Genomic DNA, 21,073 nt, shown 5'->3' with positions numbered 1-21,073 from the left:
TCCCCCATACCCGTATGCTCCGCAACTACCTCAAAATTGCCGTTCGGAACCTGGTCCGCAGCAAGACGTATAGTTTACTTACGTTGCTGGGGTTGGCCAGTGGCATGGCGTGTGCTATTCTGCTGGGACTCTATGTGAACGATGAGCTTACCTACGACCGGTACCATGCGAACGCAGATCGGATATTCCGTCTTAATCTCCGCATCCGGTGGGCCGACAATGAATACAAACTCGGTATTGCGTCGGCGCCAATGGGACCGGCCATGCAACAGGAATATCCGGAAGTTCGGAACGTACTACGGGTAAAAACCAGCAACGAAGCCCTGCTCAGAGTTGGTACCAAAGCGCTGTATACCAAGAATATCATTTATGCCGATTCAACGCTGTTCAATTTCTTCGACTATGCTTTCCTGCAGGGAAGTCCGCAAACAGGGTTTACGGGTTCGAACAGCCTGATTCTGACGCAAAAGCTCGCGCTAAGCCTGTTTGGCAGAACAGACGGCATACTTGGGAAAGTGGTGACCGTCAAAGAGAATATACCCTTTACTGTTACTGGCGTAATCAAAGACCCGCCGGATAATCACCACCTGACGTTCGAGGCTATTCTTCCGTATTCTAATACAGAGGTGAGTGGGATTAACCTGAGCAAATGGGATAACTTCAACTCGATGGTCTATGTCCTGTTGAACCAGGCTACCGATCAGCAGAAGCTGGCGCAAAAAATGCCAGCTTTTTACCGGAAATACATAGCGAAGGCAATCGGCGACGAAGGTGAGCAAAAAGTCAAATTTGATATCTTCTTTCAGCCGCTGACGGATATGCACCTGCGTTCTACACACCTGATGGGCGAAGAGAACGGCAGTAATATGGCCTACGTCTATACGTTTTCCGCCATCGGTTTATTTATTCTCCTGATTGCCATTGTCAACTACATCAATCTAGCAACGGCCCGCTCGGCCGGGCGAGCCCGGGAAATTGGCGTTCGCAAAGCCATCGGTTCGCTACGGTTCCAGTTGATTGGGCAGTTTCTGACTGAATCGCTGCTCCTGGCCTTTTTGGCCTTGATCGTCAGTTTGCTTTTGCTGTATGCATTCATTCCATTCTTTAATGCAGTTGCCGAAAAATCGTTAACGATCGACTTGTGGCACACACAAACGCTTCTGTTACTGATCGGTTTCGCAGCGCTGATTGGGTTAGTCAGTGGCCTTTATCCGGCGTTCATTCTGTCCCGCTTTAAACCCGTTGCGGTGCTGAAAGGGGCCTTTACGGTCAGCCGAAAAGGTGCGTTGCTGCGGAAGTCGTTGGTGGTATTGCAGTTCACTATCTCGATCATCATGATGGTGGGGACGATTGTTGTGTACCGACAGTTGCAGTACATGCGGCATACGGAACTGGGGTTCAATCAGGAGCAGGTCATTACGATTCCGCTCAAAGCGCCCTCGGTTCAGCAGTCGGCTATCGCCCTTAAAAACCGATTAGTGCAAAACACCATCATTAAAGGAGCCAGCTTAACCAACGGTTCAATTGGTGGCGAACTGAACGACAAAACAACGTTCAGTTTTTACAAAGGAGGAAGTGAGCAGCCCGTCAGCGCCGAATACTTTTCGGTTGATCACGACTTCCTGGACGTATTACAGATCAAAGTAAAAGAGGGCCGTAATTTTTCGCCCGACATGGCCAGTGATTCGGTGGGCGCGGTACTCGTGAACGAAGCGATGCTGAAACGTCTGGGCTGGAAAAACCGGACCGTTGGCTTAATTGAATTCGACACGAAGAAAATTCAGATTGCCGGGGTTATCCAGGACTTTCACCTGCGTTCTCTGCACAACAAAATTGAGCCACTTATCCTGGTGCTGCATCAGGATCGGGGCGACAACCTCCTGATCCGCGTATCGCCCCAGAACGTACCGGCGGCTTTGGCGTACGTAAAAGAGGTTTACGAAGCGGTCAATCCAAATCAGCCGTTTGATTATTCCTTTTTAGACCAAACGTTTGCCCAACAGTACCGCACCGACGAACGCAAAGGAAAGCTCTTTCTGGGCTTTTCGGGCATGGCCATTTTCATCGCCTGTCTGGGTCTATTCGGTCTGGCTGCGTTCACTGCCGAACAACGTACCAAAGAAATTGGCGTTCGCAAAGTACTCGGTGCAACGGTCGTCGGTATCGTGCGTCTTTTAGCCAAAGATTTTCTGAAATTGGTTTTGGTCGCCATTGTCGTTGCTACACCCATTGCGTGGTACGCCATGCATCAGTGGCTGCAAGACTTTGCCTACAAGATTGACATCGAGTGGTGGGTATTTGTGCTGGCGGGTGTGTTGGCCACCTCCGTTGCACTGCTGACCGTCAGTTTTCAAAGTATCAAAGCAGCTCTGGCAAATCCAATAAAATCACTTAGGACGGAATAGAGGGAGTAAGGGGAAGAAGGGGAGTAAAGGGACAAAGGGAATGAATTTGATTGTACACCTTTCCCTCCCTTCACGCCCTCTCCACCCTTTACTCCCTCTCTTCTCCCATACCCGTATGCTCCGCAACTACCTCAAAATTGCCGTTCGGAACCTGCTTCGCAGCAAGTCGTTCTCGGCCATCAACATCTTGGGTTTGTCCATCGGCATGACCTGTTGCATGCTCCTGCTGTTGTACATACGTAGTGAATTGTCGTTCGATAAACACCACGAGCACGCCGATAATCTGTACCTGGTAGGGGCCAAAGCAAAAATTGGTCAGAATGCGGGCAGAGAATGGCCTTCGGCCTCAGCGCCGTATGGACCGGCGCTAAAAGCCGAATACGCTGAAGTGGCGCAGATGACCCGCCTGTTCCCTCTAAATGAGAAGGTCTTGTTGCAGGTCCGCGAACCGGGTAAACCCGTTACGTCTTTTTACGAGACGAAGGCCTATCAGGTTGACTCCACTTTTTTTGACTTGTTCTCCTACGAGTTCATCGAAGGCAGCCCCAACCAGGTGCTTACCGATCTGCATTCGGTGGTCTTATCGGAAGAGGTCGCTCAGAAGCTGTTCGGTAGCGCGAGCGCCCTTAACAAACTCATTCGCATTGGTGGAGAAGCCGGTGCCGGTGAAGATTTTAAAGTTACTGGTGTCTATCGCGATGCCAGTGCCCAATCGCATATCGACGCCCGGTTGTTGCTGCCTGTTTACGCCGGTGGCATTGGTGGCTTTTTACGGGAAGGACCGCTGGACTTCGCCAACAACAATATGTTCATTACGTACCTTCGTTTAAAACCGGGTACCAATCCTGAGCAACTGGAGAAGAAGTTTCCGGCTTTCATTGAGAAATACGCCCGGAATGATCTGAAAGCGGTGGGCTTTGATAAAGATATGTTTCTGGTTCAGGTGCCCGACCTGCACCTGTATAACAACTTCCAGTCCGTTGTTACGCCTACCAACAGCGTTACGTATCTTTATATTCTGGGGTCCATCGCCATTTTTACCCTGCTCATTGCCTGCATCAACTTCATGAATTTATCGACGGCTCGATCGGCCAGACGAGCCGCTGAAGTGGGCGTCAGGAAGGTGATGGGCGCCGAGCAAAGCGCGCTGGTCAGGCAGTTTCTGGGCGAGTCGATGGTATTAACCTTCCTGGCGTTGGCCATTGCGGTGATCCTGGTGGCCGTATTCCTAACTCTATTCAACCAGCTTACCAATAAATCGCTGTCCGTCTTTGAGTTGTTTGAACCGCAAATTGCGGGGTCGTTCCTTTTACTGGCTTTGCTGACCGGGCTCGTTGCGGGTAGTTACCCTGCGTTCTACCTGTCGTTGTTTAATCCGGCAATGGTATTGAAAGGCAAGTTTATCAACTCTATGTCGGCCGTGGGGCTACGTCGCGGGCTAGTCGTGTTTCAGTTTGTCGTATCCGTTGGGCTGGTGCTGGCAACGTTTATCATTCAGGAACAGATGCGGTTCATGCGGGAGCAACCGCTCGGATTTGCGCAGGACCAGCAGGTAGCTATACCCTTACGGAGCAGTGAGGCACGGGCTGCTTACAATACGCTTCGAACTGAGATTCTACGCAATAATCAGGTTGCGGGCGCTGCGGGTACGCAATTTTATCCGGGTATTGCCAACTTCAGCGACATGGTCTTTCACAAACCTGAGCAAACGGTTGACCAGGGGCAGGACGTTCGCATTAACCGCGTGGACTACGACCTTCTTCCAACAATGGGCTTTACAATCAAGCAGGGGCGTTCGTTCTCCCGCCAATTTCCGGGCGATACCAATAACCGGCTGATCGTTAACGAAGCGACGTTACGTAAACTACAGATTGCCGAAAACAAGGCCGTCGGCCAGCGGCTCAATTTCGACTGGGGTGGCCAAACATATCCGTATGAGATTGTGGGCGTAGTGAAGGACTTTCACTTCGAGGGCCTGCACCAGACGATTGAGCCGTATGCCTTTATGCTGAATAACCGTCCGAACTTCAACTACATCATCGTCCACGTGAACACGGCTAACATAGCCAATGTCCTGGGTTTCCTTGAACAGAAATGGAAAACGCTACGTCCCGACGAGCCGTTTGAATACACCTTTCTGAACGAAGATTTTCAGAAGAATTACCAGGCCGAAGCCCGAACCTCGCGCATCGTCACTACGTTCACGATCATCTCCATCCTGATTTCCTGTCTGGGATTGTTTGGTCTGGCCGCTTTCGCGGCTCAGCAACGCACGAAGGAAATTGGCGTGCGCAAAGTGCTGGGTGCATCGGTGACCAACATTGTTGGGCTACTCGCCAAAGATTTCCTGAAGCTCGTGTTGATTGCGATTCTAATTGCGTCGCCAATTGCCTGGTACGCGATGAATAAATGGTTACAAGGTTTCGCGTATAAGATCGATATTCCGCTCTGGGTGTTCCTGGCAGCGGGAGGACTCGCCATTCTGATTGCCTTCGTTACTGTGTCGTTTCAAAGCATTAAGGCCGCCCTGATGAACCCTATCAAAAGCTTACGTACCGAATAGTTGCCTTCCGTTATAAACACCAACAAATCAATGATCAAAAGTTATCTCACCACTGCACTACGCGCCCTCAAGCGAAACTGGAATTATACCGTCATTAATGTCGTTGGCCTGACCTTCGGATTAGCCTGTTGTCTGCTGATCTTTCTGGCCATTCGGTACGAGCTTAGCTACGACCGCCATCACGCCAACGCCGACCGCACCTATCGACTGGTGGCTCACTATGAGAACGGTACGACGGGTGGATACGACATGGGAACACCATTACCCGCGCTGGCTGGCCTGCGTACAGATTTCCCGGACTTAAAACATGACCTTACGCTCACGCACGAAATCGCCGACGTAGTGATACGGGCCGGGGGCTCAGCGGCTAACAAGTTCAAAGAAGGCCGGGGTCTGGTGGCCTTCGTCGAGCCGGAGTATTTCAGGCTGTTCGATTACAACTGGAAGGGGGGTAATGCTACGTCATCGCTTAAAAATCTGAATACCGTGGTGCTCTCCGAACGCATGGCGCAGAAGTACTTCGGCAATGCGGATCCCGTTGGCAAAACGATACGGGTCGAAAATAAGATGGATTTTACGGTAACGGGGGTTGTGCAGAACCCGCCCGCTACGACGGTTATGCCGTTTGAAGTCTTACTTTCGTTTGCCTCGTTGAAGCAATATGGCGCGTTCACCGGCTGGGACGACTGGCAGTCGACCTACAGCGGAGCCCAGTTATACATGACCTTACCCAAGTCATCCGTTGGTCAGGCGGCCGTAGCCGCTCAGATGGAGCAGAAACTGGCCGGTTTCGCCAAAAAGCATCTTCGGCCGGAGGATATAAAGAATCTGCATTATGAACTGCAACCCCTCACCGACATTCATTTTCATACCCGAACCGGCAACTATGCGAATCGTTCGATCAGTCGAACAACTATCTGGGCAATGGCCCTGATCGGTCTGTTTATTTTAATTACGGCCTGTGTCAATTTCATAAATCTGGCCACGGCACAGGCGATACGTCGGGCAAAGGAAGTAGGCGTTCGCAAGGTGCTGGGCAGTTCACGAACTCAATTAGTGCGTCAGTTTCTGGGTGAGACGGGCTTACTTACCACCATCGCCATTGTGCTGGCATTGGGCGTTGCTTACATGGCCCTGCCTTATATAGCCGAACTCTTAAACATCCAGCCCGACGCCTTATCCCTTATCAACCCAACAGTCATCGGCTTCCTGCTAGTGCTCGCCTTTGTGACTACCATCTTAGCGGGTTTTTATCCCTCTCTCGTGTTATCAGGCTATCAGCCAGTGCTGGCGCTGAAAGGCAAGCTTCGCGTTGTTGGCAACAAGCACCTAACCCTGCGCCGAAGCCTGATTGTGGTTCAGTTTGCCATTTCGCAAATGCTGATCATCGGCACGATCATCGCCTACAGCCAGATGAAGCATTTCCGCTCGGCCGATATAGGCTACATTAAAGAAGCCGTACTGACGATACCAATTCCTGAGCGTAAACCCGGACAAATCGAAAATCTACGGGCAAAACTTGTCGGCTTACCGGCCATTCAGTCCCTTAGCTACGGCATATCGGCTCCGTCGTCCAATGGCAACTGGACGACCAGCTTCCGCTTCGAGAACGCCGATAAAGAAGAAGATTACGGCGTGGTCATGCGTCCTGCCGATACGTCGTACATCCGGACATACGGTCTGAAGTTGATAGCAGGTCGTATGTACTTACCCGCCGACACCATGCGGGAGTTTGTGATCAACGAATCGCTCATGCAGCGGCTCGGCTTCAGGCAACCGCAGCAGATTATCGGCAAAATGATCGCACTGGGTGGGCCGAACTCCGTAAAGAAACCAATCGTCGGCGTCGTCAAAGACTTCAATACGTATTCATTACACCGCAAAACCGCACCCTGTATTATCTCCTCCAGCCGGGACGCTTACAATACGTTAGGTATTAAATTGTCGGCACGCGAAGGTAGCCCCGAATCGGTTGGCCAGTTAATCAATACGGTCAGGAAATCCTGGGAAGCTGCATTTCCTGACTTTGTTTTCAAGTACGATTTCCTCGACAAGACGCTGGATGATTTTTACAAGAGCGAAGAGCGTTTGTTCTCTTTATTCCGCTTGTTGGCTGGCATCGCTATTTTTATCGGTTGCTTAGGTTTATACGGCGTTGTGGCGTTTATGGTCGAATCGAGAACCAAAGAAATCGGCATTCGGAAAGCGCTTGGTGCGTCAACAACCCATATCTTCAGCATATTCTCGCTGGAGTTTGTCAGACTGGTTGGCATTGCCCTTGTCATTGCCTCTCCGATCGCCTGGTACGTAATGACCCAATGGCTGAAGGATTTTGAATACAAAATTGCTATCGAGTGGTGGATATTTGCCCTAACGGGTGTACTGGCGGTTGGCATTGCCCTTGTAACGGTTAGTTTTCAGAGTATCCGGGCGGCCCTCCTGAATCCCGTCAAAAGTCTTAGAACCGAATAGCCGACGTGGTAACCTATTAACACCAGGTTTTTCACAGTTATATTAGAAGCAGAAACGGCGGGAAAGTTGAACCTATCAACTTTCCCGCCGTTTCTGTATTACGTATACCTTTCGAGATACGTATTGGCCTTTTTTCGTAGACTACAGTAGTCCACAGGTTGACGTGCAGGAAGAGACGGGATGATGTCTCGAAAAAGCAGAACTGTTCACGCGGACAGAAGAACGAATTGGTCACACCAGGCCTCTAAAACTACTGGGGGAAACTCCTTTTTCTTCCGAAAAAACCCGACTGAAGTACCGGGGATTGTCAAAACCAACCGCATAGGCAACTTCGGCAATGCTCAACGCGGAATGTTTCAGCAGCTCTTCCGCTTTTTGCAGGCGAAGCGCCCTTAAATAAGGAATTACCGACATCCCGGTCAACGCCATTGTCTTTCGGTACAACGAGTTCCGGCTCATGCCCATTAGCTGGCAGATCATGTCATTATCAAGCGCTACGTTGTCCAGATGAAGTTCAAGGGTGCTGCGTAGTTTCGCCACAAACTGGTCTTCCCGCGCATCGGCCCTGTCCGCGGGGGCTACAGTAGGCAGCCCGTTGCCCAGCGCCCGCTGACTGTAATAATGCTGTAGCAGCCGTCTGGTCTGTAACAGATTACGCAGCACAATAAGTAACTCATCCTGCTGAAACGGCTTAACCAGGTACGCATCTCCCCCCCGCCGTAGACCCGTAATCCGGTCGTCCGCAGCGGCCCGGGCCGTAAGCAAAACAATCGGAATGTGGCTGGTGCGTTCGTCGCTCTTCAGGGTGTCGCAGAGTTCTAATCCGTCTTTGATCGGCATCATTACGTCGCTTACAATCAGATCCGGTATTTTCTCGAAAGCCAGATCGATTCCCACTTGCCCGTTTTCAGCCCGGAGGATATGGTAATCCGTCTGAAGACACGAAACAATATAATGGGCTACATCGTCATTATCTTCTACCAGCAGCAGTACCGGCTTATCTTCCCCAGCATCAGGTTTAGGTTCAACCTCTTCGAGCGTCTCGGAATACGGGGTAACCGGCTCGCTAACAGGCGTCGTTGGTACCGGAGCCTGCTGGGTCTGGCGCAACCGGACAACGAATTCGGCCCCCTCGCCTGGCTGGCTCCGCACGGCTAGCCCACCGTTCATCAGCACCACCAATTCCCGCACCAGCGAGAGCCCAATGCCCGTTCCGCCCGTTTCGGGAACTGGCTGCGTAGGTTCCGCCGACGGGGAACGCTGGTAGAATCGGTCGAAAATATGCGATAGGTCATGAGTGGCGATACCAGGACCTGTATTACTGACACGAATCGAAAACCAGGGATCATCGCGGTGCAGCATCGGGCTCACCGCTTCATAGTACCCATTCACCAACGGCTGCCATTTCTCCTGGGTCGTCAGTTGAAACGAAATATGTCCACCGGCGGGGGTAAATTTGAGGGCGTTGCTGAGCAGATTGGTAAGAATATCGCCCAGCTTATCCTTGTCGAAATCGGTGTCAATTCGCTCCTGATCAGTCTGAAAATGCAGGTGAATGCCTTTGACGGTAGCCATGGTGTGGAACGACTCGGCCACGTAACGCGTGAAACTGACCAGATCGGCCCGGACGGGTCGCAGATACATTGCTCCGGCTTCCAGTTTGGAGAGGTCCAGAATCTGATTGACAAGCCGTAGCAGATTACGGCCGTTACGTTCAATCAGGTTGGCCGACTGCCGTAGCTGGGGATCTGCCCGCTGGCGGAGATTGTCAGCCATGCCCAGAATCACTGTCAAGGGTGTGCGGAACTCATGAGATATGTTGGCAAAAAAGCGGGATTTAGTCTCGTCGAGCTGCCGTAGATCCTGGGCCTGCCGGGCAATAGTTCGGGTGGCCTCGTTGATCTGGGTTTGCAGTCGGACTTGTGCCTTCTGGTGTTGCCAGGTCCGCCACCGGCCCCAACCCCACACGGCTCCCAGCACCAGAAACGCCAGCGAAAAGAGAAACCAGCCGCGCAGATAAAAAGGCCGCAGTACGTGTACCCCAATCGATAACGTAGTCGACGACATTCGCCCGTCGGCGGCCTGCCCCCGAATCAATAACTGATAGTCGCCGTAGGGCAGGTTACCCAGCCGCAGGTACGGTTCGGCCTGATCGTGCCAGATGTCATCCAGCCCTTTGAACTGGTATGCATACTTGTTTTTCTGGGCATCAGTGTAGTTGAGCAGCGCAAAGTCGAGGGTACTGCTCCGGTCATTGGGCTGCAGCGTGATTTGGTTCGTTTTAATCAGCTCCTCCGTTTTGTCGACCAGTGTGTCGTGATCGGCATCATACTGGCGAAAAGAAACCACGCGCAGGGGCAGAGAGGGCAAAGGCGGCTCCGCTTCGAAATCGTGCGGGTCAAAGGCCGTTATCCCGTTCAGCCCCCCGAAATACAGCCGTCCCTGCGCATCCTGGTAGTGAGCGATTCGGTTAAACTCGTTGTGAGTAATGCCATCCTGCACCGTATAGGTACGGGTGGTAAGCCGAATTGGGTCAAACTGCATGATGCCGTTATCACTACTGAGCCAGAGGTGACCCCGCCAATCAGCATATACAGCGTAAATGTTGTCATTATTCAACCCATCGGCTCGCCTGAACTGGTGATAGTGGCCCTGCTTTCGATCCCAGCGCACCAGCCCGGCATTGGCCGTGGCCAGCCAGAATACCCCATGGGAGTCCTGGTAAAAATGTTGGTAACTATCGGCAGGTAGCCTAAATGCACCCTTACCGCCCCGCCAGTAGCGGGCCGTAACGCCCTTTTGAGGATCAATCGTGTAGAACCCCGTCGTGGCACAAAGCCAGATGGTGCCTTGTCGGTCGGTACCAATGTAAAGTACATGGGCCTGAGCTAACTCAGGAAACTGATTGTAGCTCCGAAAAGAGGTAACGTGGTTTGTAATCGGATCAACCAACCACAACCCGGGTTCGCCACCGGCCAGTAATCGTCGGGGATTAGCCGAAAAGGGATGAATGGTCCAGATAGCTCCCGGACCAGGTATGGGCATCACAGTACGTTTCGTCGTTCGGTAGTCATAGGCGATCAGCGTATTTTCCTCGCACAGGTATAGCTTACCATCCAGGTTACCACTTAAACTAATCAACGACCGCTGCCTATCCAGCAGCAGGCGGGGCGACGCCCCCGAACGACGGCTGGCGACAAAACCTATACCGTTTTCCAGATTCGTGTAGAGCGTATCGCCCACGGCGGTAATGCCGCGGACAGCGGGCTGTTTTCCGGTTCCGGCTTGATAGAACAAGCGCTGAAAATAGTTCTCGCTAATTCGGACCTGGTAGAGCCCAAAGCTGGTCCCTAGCCAGAAGCTCCCGTTTTTGTCCCGAAAAAAGCTTCGATTATCAATCTGGCCGCTGGCCAGTTGACCGCTTATATCGAGGACGACCCGACCGGCCGGATCACGCAACTGATAGCCATTCCAAACCAATCCGCTCCGGTCAAAGAAATAAGCGACCCGCCGTTGCAGCTTATCTGGTTTGATCAGATCAGGAGATTGCTCCTGATGATGGCCCAACTCATCAATTCTATACAGTTGCCCCGCGTTCAGCTTGTCCAGTTCAACCCAGTAGAAGAATTCTGTACCGGCGTGGCGCTGGCCTAAACAGGTACGGATTGGTCCGGGGTGGTCGTAGGTACGTAGCACGCGCCCATCTGGCGCTAGTTCCACTACTTGTTTCTGGTTCGCAATGGCCCAAAGGGTATTCCGTGGGGTTACGGCCGCAAGCATCAGTGTCGTGTATTGCGGTAGTGGCACCGTCTTCAGACCCGACCGGGGGTGATACATGTTTAGCTTGACGGGCTGTTGATCCACGAAAAAGATTGTTCCATCAGAGCCATTTAGTAGCAGCATCTGCGGCAATACCGGAGGATGGTTGCGTCGGGGCTGGTTGAAGCGTTTCTCGAAGGAGGTTGCTACGCCGGTTAGCGGGTTAAAGAGTGTAATGGACGATTTACCCTCGGGTCCCATAAGCCACAGCAGCCCATCGGCATCCTGAGCGATGGATTGAATGTCATCAAAGTCAAGCCCGTTTTTTTCCCTGGTATAAGTCGTGAACGTAGCGCCGTCAAAGCGGTTGAGGCCAAACTTGGTACCAAACCACATAAAGTCCCGACGATCCTGGAAAATGGCATTCACTTCGCGGTGCGCCAGCCCAGTCTCCGGGCCATATCGTTGAACGGAGGCTCCAAAGTGTTGTCCGCTGGCTAATGAGCAAAAACCGAAGAGGATAGTCAGAACCAGGCTGATTACTTTCAACTTAAAATTGTTTAAAGCCAGATTATGAGAATGGAGTGTTGAACGTAAACAACACTTTATAAGAATGAGTAAACTAGGTGTAGATCCTTTTGTTAATCTTATACCTCATACTGGATTAGGGATCTACTCCGAGTCTACAGATCGCTTTTAATTAGCTACCAGGGTAGTTTAACTAGTGAGCTTTCTCTTTCACCCTATTCAATAGGATTATTTTCCCTATTTTTTCTACGATTTAGCCTTTGTGCAACAAATGTGCATCTATTTGGGCAAAATATGCACATAGGTTTACGGGCCTCCGGCTAAACTTGCAAATACGTTCGGGGCTAAAAACCCCTTTTTCTCATCTTCCACGATGTTGAGGAACAAGACGGCAACAATACCGCCGAACCGTCCGCTTTTTTCTCTTTCAATCGCGCTTGTTTAGGAAACCAATCCGCTCAACCAGCTACTGCTGTCCTTCACGGGATTAGTAAACGAACTACGTATTCAATCCAGCCTATTACCAATAATTAGTCAATCAGAATTCTTTACAATCAATAGCAGTAATTAACACAACTTTCATGAAGCAAAACTACCCTTCTCACACACGCTCGGCGCATTCCTCAGGACCTCCCTTAGTCGTCCAGTATGTCCAGACAGCGCATACCGGGTGGCTCAGCATGTCATTACTACTGATGGCCCTATGGGTCATACCAAAGTGTCAAATGTATGCTCAATCCATTAGTACTGTAGCAACCGGCTTGAACTTCCCCTTTGGGGTGGCGGTGGACGGGGCGGGGAATATTTACATCGCCGATATGAATAACCACCGCATTCGCAAGGTTACGGCCAGCACCGGGGTTGCCACCACTGTGGCAGGAAATGGTACACAGGGATTTGCCGGGGATGGGGGACCCGCCACTGCGGCTCTACTGAACACACCCAGGGGGGTAGCCGTGGATGGGGCGGGAAATATTTACATCGCCGAAGTGAATAACCACCGCATTCGCAAAGTTACGGCCAGCACCGGGGTTATCAGCACCGTGGCAGGCAATGGGCTAGCGGGGTTCGCCGGGGATGGGTCCGCAGCTACGTCGGCCCGACTGAACTTGCCTTTTGGAGTAGCCGTAGATGGGGTGGGGAATATTTACATCGCCGATTCTGAGAACAGCTGCATTCGCAAAGTTACAGTCGCCACGGGCGTTATCAGTACCGTAGCGGGCACTGGGGGTAGAGCGGGGGCCGCTGGAGATGGGGGATTAGCTACGTCGGCTCAACTGTTTTATCCCAATGGCGTGGCCGTGGATGGGGCGGGGAATATTTACATCGCGGATTACTACCGTATCCGCAAGGTTACGGCCAGCACGGGGGTTATTAGTACCGTAGCAGGCAATGGAGAACAGGGTTTCGCTGGAGATGAGGGCGCGGCTACGTCGGCTCAACTGAACTTTGCCGCTGGGGTGGCGGTGGATGGGGCGGCTAACCTCTACATCTCCGATTACTTTAACCAACGTATCCGCAAGGTCACGGCCAGCACAGGTATTATCAGTACCGTAGCAGGCACTGGCACCGCTGGCTATTCTGGGGATGGGGGACCCGCCACTGCGGCCCAGATAAGTGATCCTACTGGCGTGGCGGTGGATGGGGCGGCTAACCTCTACTTCTGCGATGGTAACAGCCGCATTCGCAGGGTAGGGACTGTAAACACTTCCCCCAGTGTGGCCTCGGTCATACCGGCCCAAACGGCTACGCTGGGAGAGGTGTTTTCCTATACCCTACCTGCCAATGCCTTTACCGACGCCCAAACACCCAACTCGCTAACCTATTCAGTCATCCTCAATCCGGCCAACGGGTTAGTTTACTCGCCGACAACGAACGTTATTTCGGGTACACCTATTGAAACGGAGGTAAGCAGCGTCACCGTGGTGGCCACGGATCCAGGCAGCCTGTCCGTCTCCCAAATCTTTACCATCACCACTCGTTGCCCAGACTTACCAGCCACGATTAGTGGCAATCTGACGGTATGTACGGGTCAAAGTACGACACTGACAGCCTCTGGGGGGACAACTTACCTATGGAATACAGGAGACAACACAGAGGCCATTTCGGCCACAGCCGGAACGTACTCTGTGACGGTGACTTCTAACGGCTGTTCGGCTACGGCAATAGCTACGGTGATAGCTGATGCCCCAGTAGTAGCGACGCTTACCCCCTCCAGCGGCACACTAAGTTGCGCAACGACCAGCCTTACTCTGACGGCCGGGGGCGGAAGTTCTTATTCCTTCAGTGCAGGCGCGACCCCAGTAGGTTCGGGTAATATGGCAGTGGTTGACGTCGCAGGTCCTTATTCGGTGACAGTAGCGCATGCCAATGGATGTTCAGCGGTAGCCAGCACGACGATTGAGAGCCGCACCGCTGTGATCTCCATCAGCAATCCGGCTACCGCTGAAGGCATGGTGGGCAAACCTTTTAGCCAATCCTTCACCGCTTCGGGGGGGACCAGCCCCTACAATTACAGCCTGGCCAACGACAGTCGACCCCCAGGTCTGGATCTGGATAATACGGGGCTGTTATCGGGTACGCTTACCCAAGCGGGCACCTTCACCCTAACGGCCAAGGTCTCCGATGCCACCGGCTGTTCGGCGGTGAGCGAGGCCTATGTGCTGACGGTAAACGATCCCACGCCAACCCTGGCTGGCTTGGCGACTAGTCCGGAGACAGTCTGTGTGGGCACTGTGGCCACCTTCACCGCTACGGTGGGCAACGTAACGGGCAACTATAGCTATACCTTAAGCAACAGCAGTGCCTCACTTAGTGGCACGGCCACCTCATCGGCTTTTAGCCAGAGTGTGGTGGCCGCTGGTTCAGGCTCTCAGAACTATACACTGACGGTGGAGAGTAATGGCCAGCTAGCCAGCACCAGCGTCAACCTGACAGTAGGAAGCCATCCTGACTATCAGCCTCTGGTCGACCTCTACAATGCTACCAACGGACCAGACTGGCGCGAAAAGTCAGGATGGCTGCAAGGCTGCGATCCCTGCACAAGTAACGGAGGTAATGCTTGGTATGGGGTTACTTGTGAAAGTGGACGGGTGACAGGGCTTAATCTGTTCAACAACCAGTTGAGCGGCACCATCCCCTCGAGTATGAGCGCGCTATCGAGTCTGCAACGGCTTTCTCTGGCCAGCAACCAGTTGAGTGGATATATACCTGCCAGTCTGAGTGCGCTCACCGATTTGCAGGTGCTTCGTCTAGGCAGCAACGCATTGAGTGGAAGTATCCCTTCGAACTTAGGTGCGCTCTCGGATTTGCAGGAGCTTTCTCTGGCTAGCAACCTGTTGAGTGGAAGTATTCCCCCAGATCTGGGTGCGCTGACCAACCTACAAGAGCTTGATCTATCTAGCAACAGGTTGACTGGTAGCATCCCCCTGAGTCTGGGTGCGCTTTCCAATCTGCAACTGCTTTCTCTAACTGGCAACCGGTTGAGTGGGAATATACCTGCCAGTTTGGGCGCTCTAACTAGTTTGCAATACCTTTATCTGCAAAATAATCTGCTGACTGGCAGCATCCCCTCGAGTTTGAGTGTCCTAACCAGTCTGAAACAGCTTTATTTAAACAACAACCAGCTAAGTGGCTGTTGGCCAGCCTCCTTGTCAGCCCTCTGTGGGGTACCTAGTAAATCATTTACAGGTAACCCAGGCTTGCCTGGTGGGGGTAGTGCTGTAGCTTTCAGTGCCTTCTGTGCCAGTGGTCAGGGCAGCGATGTCGTCACAGCCTACTCCAGTTCTACTACCGCAACGGTAGGCAGTGTGGTGACTCTCAGCGCAGGAGCCGCCAACGCCTACAGTTGGACAGCTCCGGCCGGTGCTAGCATAAGCCTTCCAGCTACCAGTAGTGTGGTGTCAGCCACGCTGACCCAGGTGGGCGTACAGACCTTCACGGTAGTAGTAGACAATGGGTCCAATTGCATCCAGACGGCAACTGTTAGTGTGAACGTATCATATCCTGTGCCGACCATCGCCGGTCTGGGAGCCAATCCGGGAACGGTTTGCTTAGGCAGTGTAGCCACTTTCACCGCTACAGTGGGCAGCGTAACGGGTTCTTACAATTATACCTTAAGCAATGGCAGTGCCTCGCTCAGCGGTATGGCCAACACGACGGCTTTTAGTCAGAATCTAACGGCTACGGGATCGGGCGTGCAAACCTTTACGCTCACCGTCGAGCGCAATGGCCAGCAATCCATAGCCACCACCAACCTGACCGTCAATATCACGCCAGTGGCCAGCCTGACCAACTCCGGTCCCCTCTCTCTTACCAACGCCAGTGTGATATTGGCGGCCACAGTCGGGCAAGGCTACAGCTATAGCTTCAGCCAGGGAGCAACCCAACTGAGCCAACCCAACACGGCCCGAGTAACGACAGCTGGTGTCTATTCAGTAACGATTACAACCACTGAAGGCTGCTCAGCAACGGCTTCCACCACCGTGAGGGGCGGCAACAACCCAACGGTCTGTCGAGGAGGAACGGCGGTAATCAACGTAGTGGTGGAGGGAGATCCGGTTAAGTATGAGTGGTACAAAAACAGCCTGACTACGCCCAAGATCATGGAGACGCCCCAGCTCTTCAGAGGCACCGCTACGTCGAGTCTGACCATCATCAACGCCCAAACCAACACCCAGGGTGATTTCTATCTCAAAGTGACTGATCGCTCAGGCACCATCACCCTCTACGGCCCCTATCGCTTAACGGTTGATGCCAGTTGCCGGGCTCGGGAAATAGCTGAGCTGGAAACGTCCTTGCAGGTGGAGCTAGCGCCGAACCCTATCCAGCAGGACCGGCTCCGGGCCATGGTACGTGGCGCCGAAGGCCGTTCCTTACAAGTTGACCTGATTGATCTGAGCGGTAAGCCCATTCATCAGCAGCACTGGAAGCAGGCAGACAAGCAACAGCTCATTGAATGGGATATGCAGGGACAAGTCAATGGAGTGTACATCCTACAGGTGGTTAGCGAAGCAGGCAAGGGGTTACCAGTACAACGGCAGAATGTTAAGGTGATCAAGCCTTAGAGCTTTCTTATTGACGAACACACAACAAGCCCGGTGCTGGTAACTCCGGGCTTGTTGTGTGAATGAGTAGCAACAGGTGTTTAAGCGGGGACTTTACCACGTAAGTTCTGTTCCTAATTTTCAGGAAATTTAGAAGAGGTATTTGAAGTAGTTGCAAGATTAAGCACAATCCTTTGCTGACTATCAATTGATTATAGTAAGGAGCTGTTTCAATCTATTCCAATGAAGTTCTAAGAATTATGCAGCTATTCTCAAAAGTCTACGAACCGACTCGTATAAGTAAAATTACGTGTCCGTTGCCGTACGATTTTTGTCCGCTATCGGACATTTTACGCATCTATCACTATAATATACCGTTGATAATCAGAAGCCTTTTATCCTGGCACGATACTCGCTTCCTGTAGAAACACTACCTGTCTAATCGAACCGCACGCAACTCTTTTCTAATCTATGAAAATGCTATTTACTCTGGTACTACTTGCGGTTGGATTCAGCGCAGTAGCCCAACGGTCGTCTAGCAAAATCGTTACGACCGATGGTCGACAGCTTCGTATTCGGGTTGATATGGAGCAATCAGGCAACTCACTTCACTACAACCGGTCATTCGATGTAACAGATCTGGACGCCAGTGCCGTAAAAGCGCTGGAAAGCAGCATTCTCGATTCACTAGACCAGGCTTTTTCGGGGTCTTACCAACGGGTGGCCGTTCGGAAACGCGAACCGAGGATCAAGAAAACGTCTTGCGACGACGCAACAGCTGCCGTTGTGGTCAATAGCGACGCACAGGCTGCCGATCAGGCGCTTCAGGCAAGTACCGATCCGACCTTATCACTTAGCGATGTAACGCCAGCTTCGGTGTTGTTCCGGGAAGACAAAACCAACGGTCGGCTGTGGATGCAGTACATCTTTAAGAAAGACGGCGAGGAGCTGGTCATCGAACGGACGGCGAACGTAGTGGGTAAAACCGAACGCGAAAAGCAAGCCATCATCAAAGACACTGAACGCAGCTTTGGTATCACCACGGCGAATCAATAAGCATTCTTCCACAATTCATAGTTCATTACCTTTTCTCATGTAGGGAAAGTAGGCAACCCTCTCGTCGTTTCGATGGGAGGGTTTTGCTTTTTTACCCAATTTTCCGGCTTCTGAGAAAGCGATGAATGCTACAACCCATGCTCAATGGCGAAACGTACCAGATCGGTCGCTTTGTTGATGCCCAGCTTAAAATGAATGTTTTTGCGGTGCGTTTTTACGGTTTCAACGCTCACGTGCATACGCTCGGCGATCTGTTCGTTGGTTAGCCCTTCGCGAACCAGGCGAATCACTTCCACTTCGCGAAAAGTCAGATTCAGGCGTCGGGCAAACACATCGCCGAAGGGGTCCTCAACCACTTGGGCCGGACTCGCCACGGCAGGATCGAAGTAGTAGCCGCCCGCCAGCACCACCCGGACTCCGCGCAGCAGATCGGCCGTGGTTGCCTCTTTGAGCAGGTACCCATGCATACCAGCCCGCTGCACTTCATCGAGCAGTTTTGCCTGATTATACATGGTTAGCATGACCACCCGAATAGCCGGATAATGGGCAACAATGGTTTTACCCAGATCGATGCCATTAATGCCCTGTAGATTGATGTCCAGCAGAATCAGATGCGGATCGGTACGTTGAATAACCGGCAAGGCGTCGCTCGCCAGAAACACCTGGCCGCAGACGGTCAGATCGGGTTGTTCATTCAGCAGGCTTTTCAGCCCATCGTTGAAAAGACGGTGATCATCAATCAGGAGAATTCGAGTGGGCACTTCGGGCTGCATAAACCGACGTTGAATACGGAATATCCAGAACGATTAATGTGCCTGCTTCATTCACATCCCGCCACAATTTCGCTCCAATATATTCGGCGCGCAAATTACTATTTTTCAACCCAATCCCCATCTGCTCATGAGTTGATGCCGCGGCCCGGCTGCCTAAACCGTCATCCTCAACGGTTATCGTTACGTAGTCGTCGTGGTAAATCAATTGCACGGCTGCCCGTCTGGCCTGGGCATGTTTTCCGATATTCTGAATGGCTTCAGACACGATGCGGTAGGCGTTAAGTTCCACCTCCAGAGGTAGTTTGCGCTCCTGCCCCGACGTAATAAAAGTAAAATACGTTGGTTGCGACGGCTGGCTCTGAACGAGCTGCTCCAGCGCATTCCGCAGGCCAATGCGTCCGAACTCGGGCGGCATTAAATTATGTGCAATACGTCGGAGATCATCGCTGCTTTTTTTGATGAGTGGCTGAACGGCGTTGAACGCCTGAATCATTTCGGGCTCGTGGATGTGCTGGCGAATATCGTTGAGTCGGCGACTGAGCGTAGCCAGCGTTCCGCCGAGGTCATCGTGCAAATCGGCGGCTATCCGCTGGCGCTCTTCTTCCTGATTCTGAATAATACGTACGTCGGTCGACTTACGCTCTTCGGCCAGGCGCAGGTCAGCTTCGGCTTTTCGCTTTCGCAGTTGCAGCAGGTATAGCAGCAAGGTCAGCCCTCCCAGCAGCAGTACCGACAAACTGCTGATAAACAGAATCCAGTTTTGCTGAGCCCGGTTTCTTTCTTCCAGCGCCTGCCGTTCAAACCCTTGTTGCTGCAACCGTTGAGCCGTTTGCTGGCGCTGCAGCGTTATTTCCGCCCGCTCGTTGTCCAGCAGGCGCTGCTGTTCACTCACCCTGGCCTGGCGGGCCAGAGCCTCGGTCCGGGCGCTGGCCCGTAACCGGTCAACTTCAGCCTGTTTCTGCATAGTCAGCAAGCGCTGGGCCTGTAGTTGCTGCGCCTGCTGGTTTTCCAGCTTCAGGCGATCGAACTCGGTTTGCTTCTGAATCGAGATCAATTCAAGGCTGCGCTGTCCATCAGCTATCGAGTCGCGCATAGCAATGTATTTTTTATAATACAGCGCCATGTTTTTCCAGTCCTGACGGCGCTCGTACAAGGTATAGAGCGCCATATAGGCCTGCTCACGAACAAATCGGCTGGGATTACGTATCTGTAGCACTTTCTGAGCGTACTGAAAGGCCAGTTCGTCCTGTTCCAGACTGATATATATACACGCTAGTGTGCCCCAACTGTTCGATTCACCCTGTGGCCGTATTTTCTTCCAGATGTGTTCGGCTTTCCTGGCATAGTAAAGCGCCTGCTCATACCGCTTGTTTTTGAGGTACAATTCGGCTAAATCGTCATAAACGTAGCCATGTTCAGTCTGCGAGCGGCTTTGAGACAGTAAGGCTTCGGCCGCTTTATAATGATTTTCGCTTTCCGTAAACAGGTTTTGTTGGTTGTAGATAGCCCCGATCCGCTGCTCCACGTCGATTCGCAGGCTAAGGTTCGCAGCCCGATCCGCTGCCGGTACGCTGCTCAGCAGGCTTTGCGCAGCGGTCAGATAGCGGAGTGCCGTGGTGTACTCCTTCGAGACCCCGTATAAACCTGCCAGGTTCCGATAAACATGATACCGGAGACTATTGTACTGATTTGTTTTCGGTAATCTTGCCAGCAGCTCAATGTTGATTTTCAGGGCCTGGGGGGTGTTGTAGTCAATGCCCCGGTAGTATTCTTCCGTGAGTAGTTTACCGATCACCTCGTAGAAACGATTGCCACTCAGCCGGGCCTGGCGGCTGAGTTCAATCCCGAAATGCAGCGAGCTATCCCGGCGATCCGGCCATCGTCGGTACAAGTCCCCCAGGTAGTGTAACGCCTTAAAACGCAGGGTATCGGTTCGGGCGGTTCGGGGTTGAGCGGTCAGCGTTTGGTAGCGCTGTTTGACCAGTTGGGATAGACTGTCCATGTAAGCTTTGTCCGTCCGTCGATCCGAAGAAAATACCGGCAACGACTGCGCCTGGGTTTCCCAGAGCCGAAAAAACAGAAACCCGACCAGAAGTAAATGCTTCACCAAACTCATTGCAGATGGGTGGCCAAAACGAATGGCAACAAAAAAAACAGATTTACTCAGTTCAAAAAATACCCCGAAAGGGGTATGGCGTTGTCCGGAATAACAGGGGACCTTTGCTACATCCAAGCGCTATCCACATCATGTTTAACCATACCGTTTGACTTTCCCTTCTATTTAATTTTTCGTAAGCCGGGTTAGATACGTAGCAACCCTTCTCTATCCTATCCCTACGACTTACCCGGCACGTATCATTTTTCAAGCGCTTGGCCACCCGTTCGGCTAGCAACTGGCAGAAAACATATGCCAGTTGCTAGCCGAACGGGTTTTTCGTTAAACCAATCTGTGTGCTTCCCCTTACTACGTTA

The 21,073-nt window shown here is 52.2% G+C and carries 8 protein-coding genes; 5 read left to right on the top strand and 3 right to left on the bottom strand.

The genetic code is table 11. The annotated features are described in order from the left end of the window. The first annotated feature begins 14 nt into the window (after nt 1–14). From ACYVIY_RS24470 to ACYVIY_RS24460, 3 genes are all read left to right on the top strand, one after another. Nucleotides 15–2,405, top strand: a complete 2,391-nt coding sequence (locus tag ACYVIY_RS24470) for an ABC transporter permease (protein WP_460979134.1) — start codon at nt 15–17, stop codon at nt 2,403–2,405. 115 nt (nt 2,406–2,520) lie between these two features. Continuing rightward, entirely contained in the window at nt 2,521–4,968 is a 2,448-nt protein-coding gene (locus tag ACYVIY_RS24465) for an ABC transporter permease (protein ID WP_460979133.1), read from the top strand. A gap of 30 nt (nt 4,969–4,998) precedes the next feature. Beyond that, nucleotides 4,999–7,440 (top strand): ABC transporter permease, encoded by a 2,442-nt coding sequence (locus tag ACYVIY_RS24460; RefSeq protein ID WP_460979132.1) that lies wholly within the window; start codon nt 4,999–5,001, stop codon nt 7,438–7,440. 231 nt (nt 7,441–7,671) lie between these two features. On the opposite strand, the gene ACYVIY_RS24455 is transcribed toward ACYVIY_RS24460, so the two are convergent. Beyond that, a complete protein-coding gene (locus ACYVIY_RS24455; protein WP_460979131.1) occupies nt 7,672–11,748 on the bottom strand; it encodes a hybrid sensor histidine kinase/response regulator transcription factor in 4,077 nt (1,358 codons plus the stop codon). A 704-nt stretch (nt 11,749–12,452) separates the two neighbouring features. Between ACYVIY_RS24455 and ACYVIY_RS24450 the strand changes: the two genes are divergently transcribed. Both ACYVIY_RS24450 and ACYVIY_RS24445 read left to right on the top strand, forming a co-directional pair. After that, on the top strand, nt 12,453–16,793 hold the full coding sequence (locus ACYVIY_RS24450; protein ID WP_460979130.1) for an NHL domain-containing protein: 4,341 nt from the start codon (nt 12,453–12,455) through the stop codon (nt 16,791–16,793). Between the two features lie 450 nt (nt 16,794–17,243). Then, the gene (locus tag ACYVIY_RS24445) at nt 17,244–17,828 is read left to right on the top strand and encodes a hypothetical protein (protein WP_460979129.1); all 585 of its coding nucleotides are present in this window, start codon (nt 17,244–17,246) and stop codon (nt 17,826–17,828) included. Nucleotides 17,829–17,956: 128 nt separating this feature from the next. Here ACYVIY_RS24445 and ACYVIY_RS24440 read toward each other — a convergent pair whose 3' ends face one another. Together ACYVIY_RS24440 and ACYVIY_RS24435 are read right to left on the bottom strand one after the other, a co-directional pair. Continuing rightward, a complete protein-coding gene (locus ACYVIY_RS24440) occupies nt 17,957–18,601 on the bottom strand; it encodes a response regulator (protein WP_460979128.1) in 645 nt (214 codons plus the stop codon). Next, complete coding sequence (locus tag ACYVIY_RS24435; RefSeq protein ID WP_460979127.1) at nt 18,564–20,717, bottom strand: tetratricopeptide repeat-containing sensor histidine kinase; 2,154 nt, start codon at nt 20,715–20,717, stop codon at nt 18,564–18,566. The genes ACYVIY_RS24440 and ACYVIY_RS24435 overlap by 38 nt, the downstream gene beginning before the upstream one ends. Nucleotides 20,718–21,073: the final 356 nt, after the last annotated feature.

The sequence above is a fragment of the Spirosoma knui genome (assembly GCF_054780635.1).
This window is presented reverse-complemented; position numbering and strand designations above follow the sequence as displayed.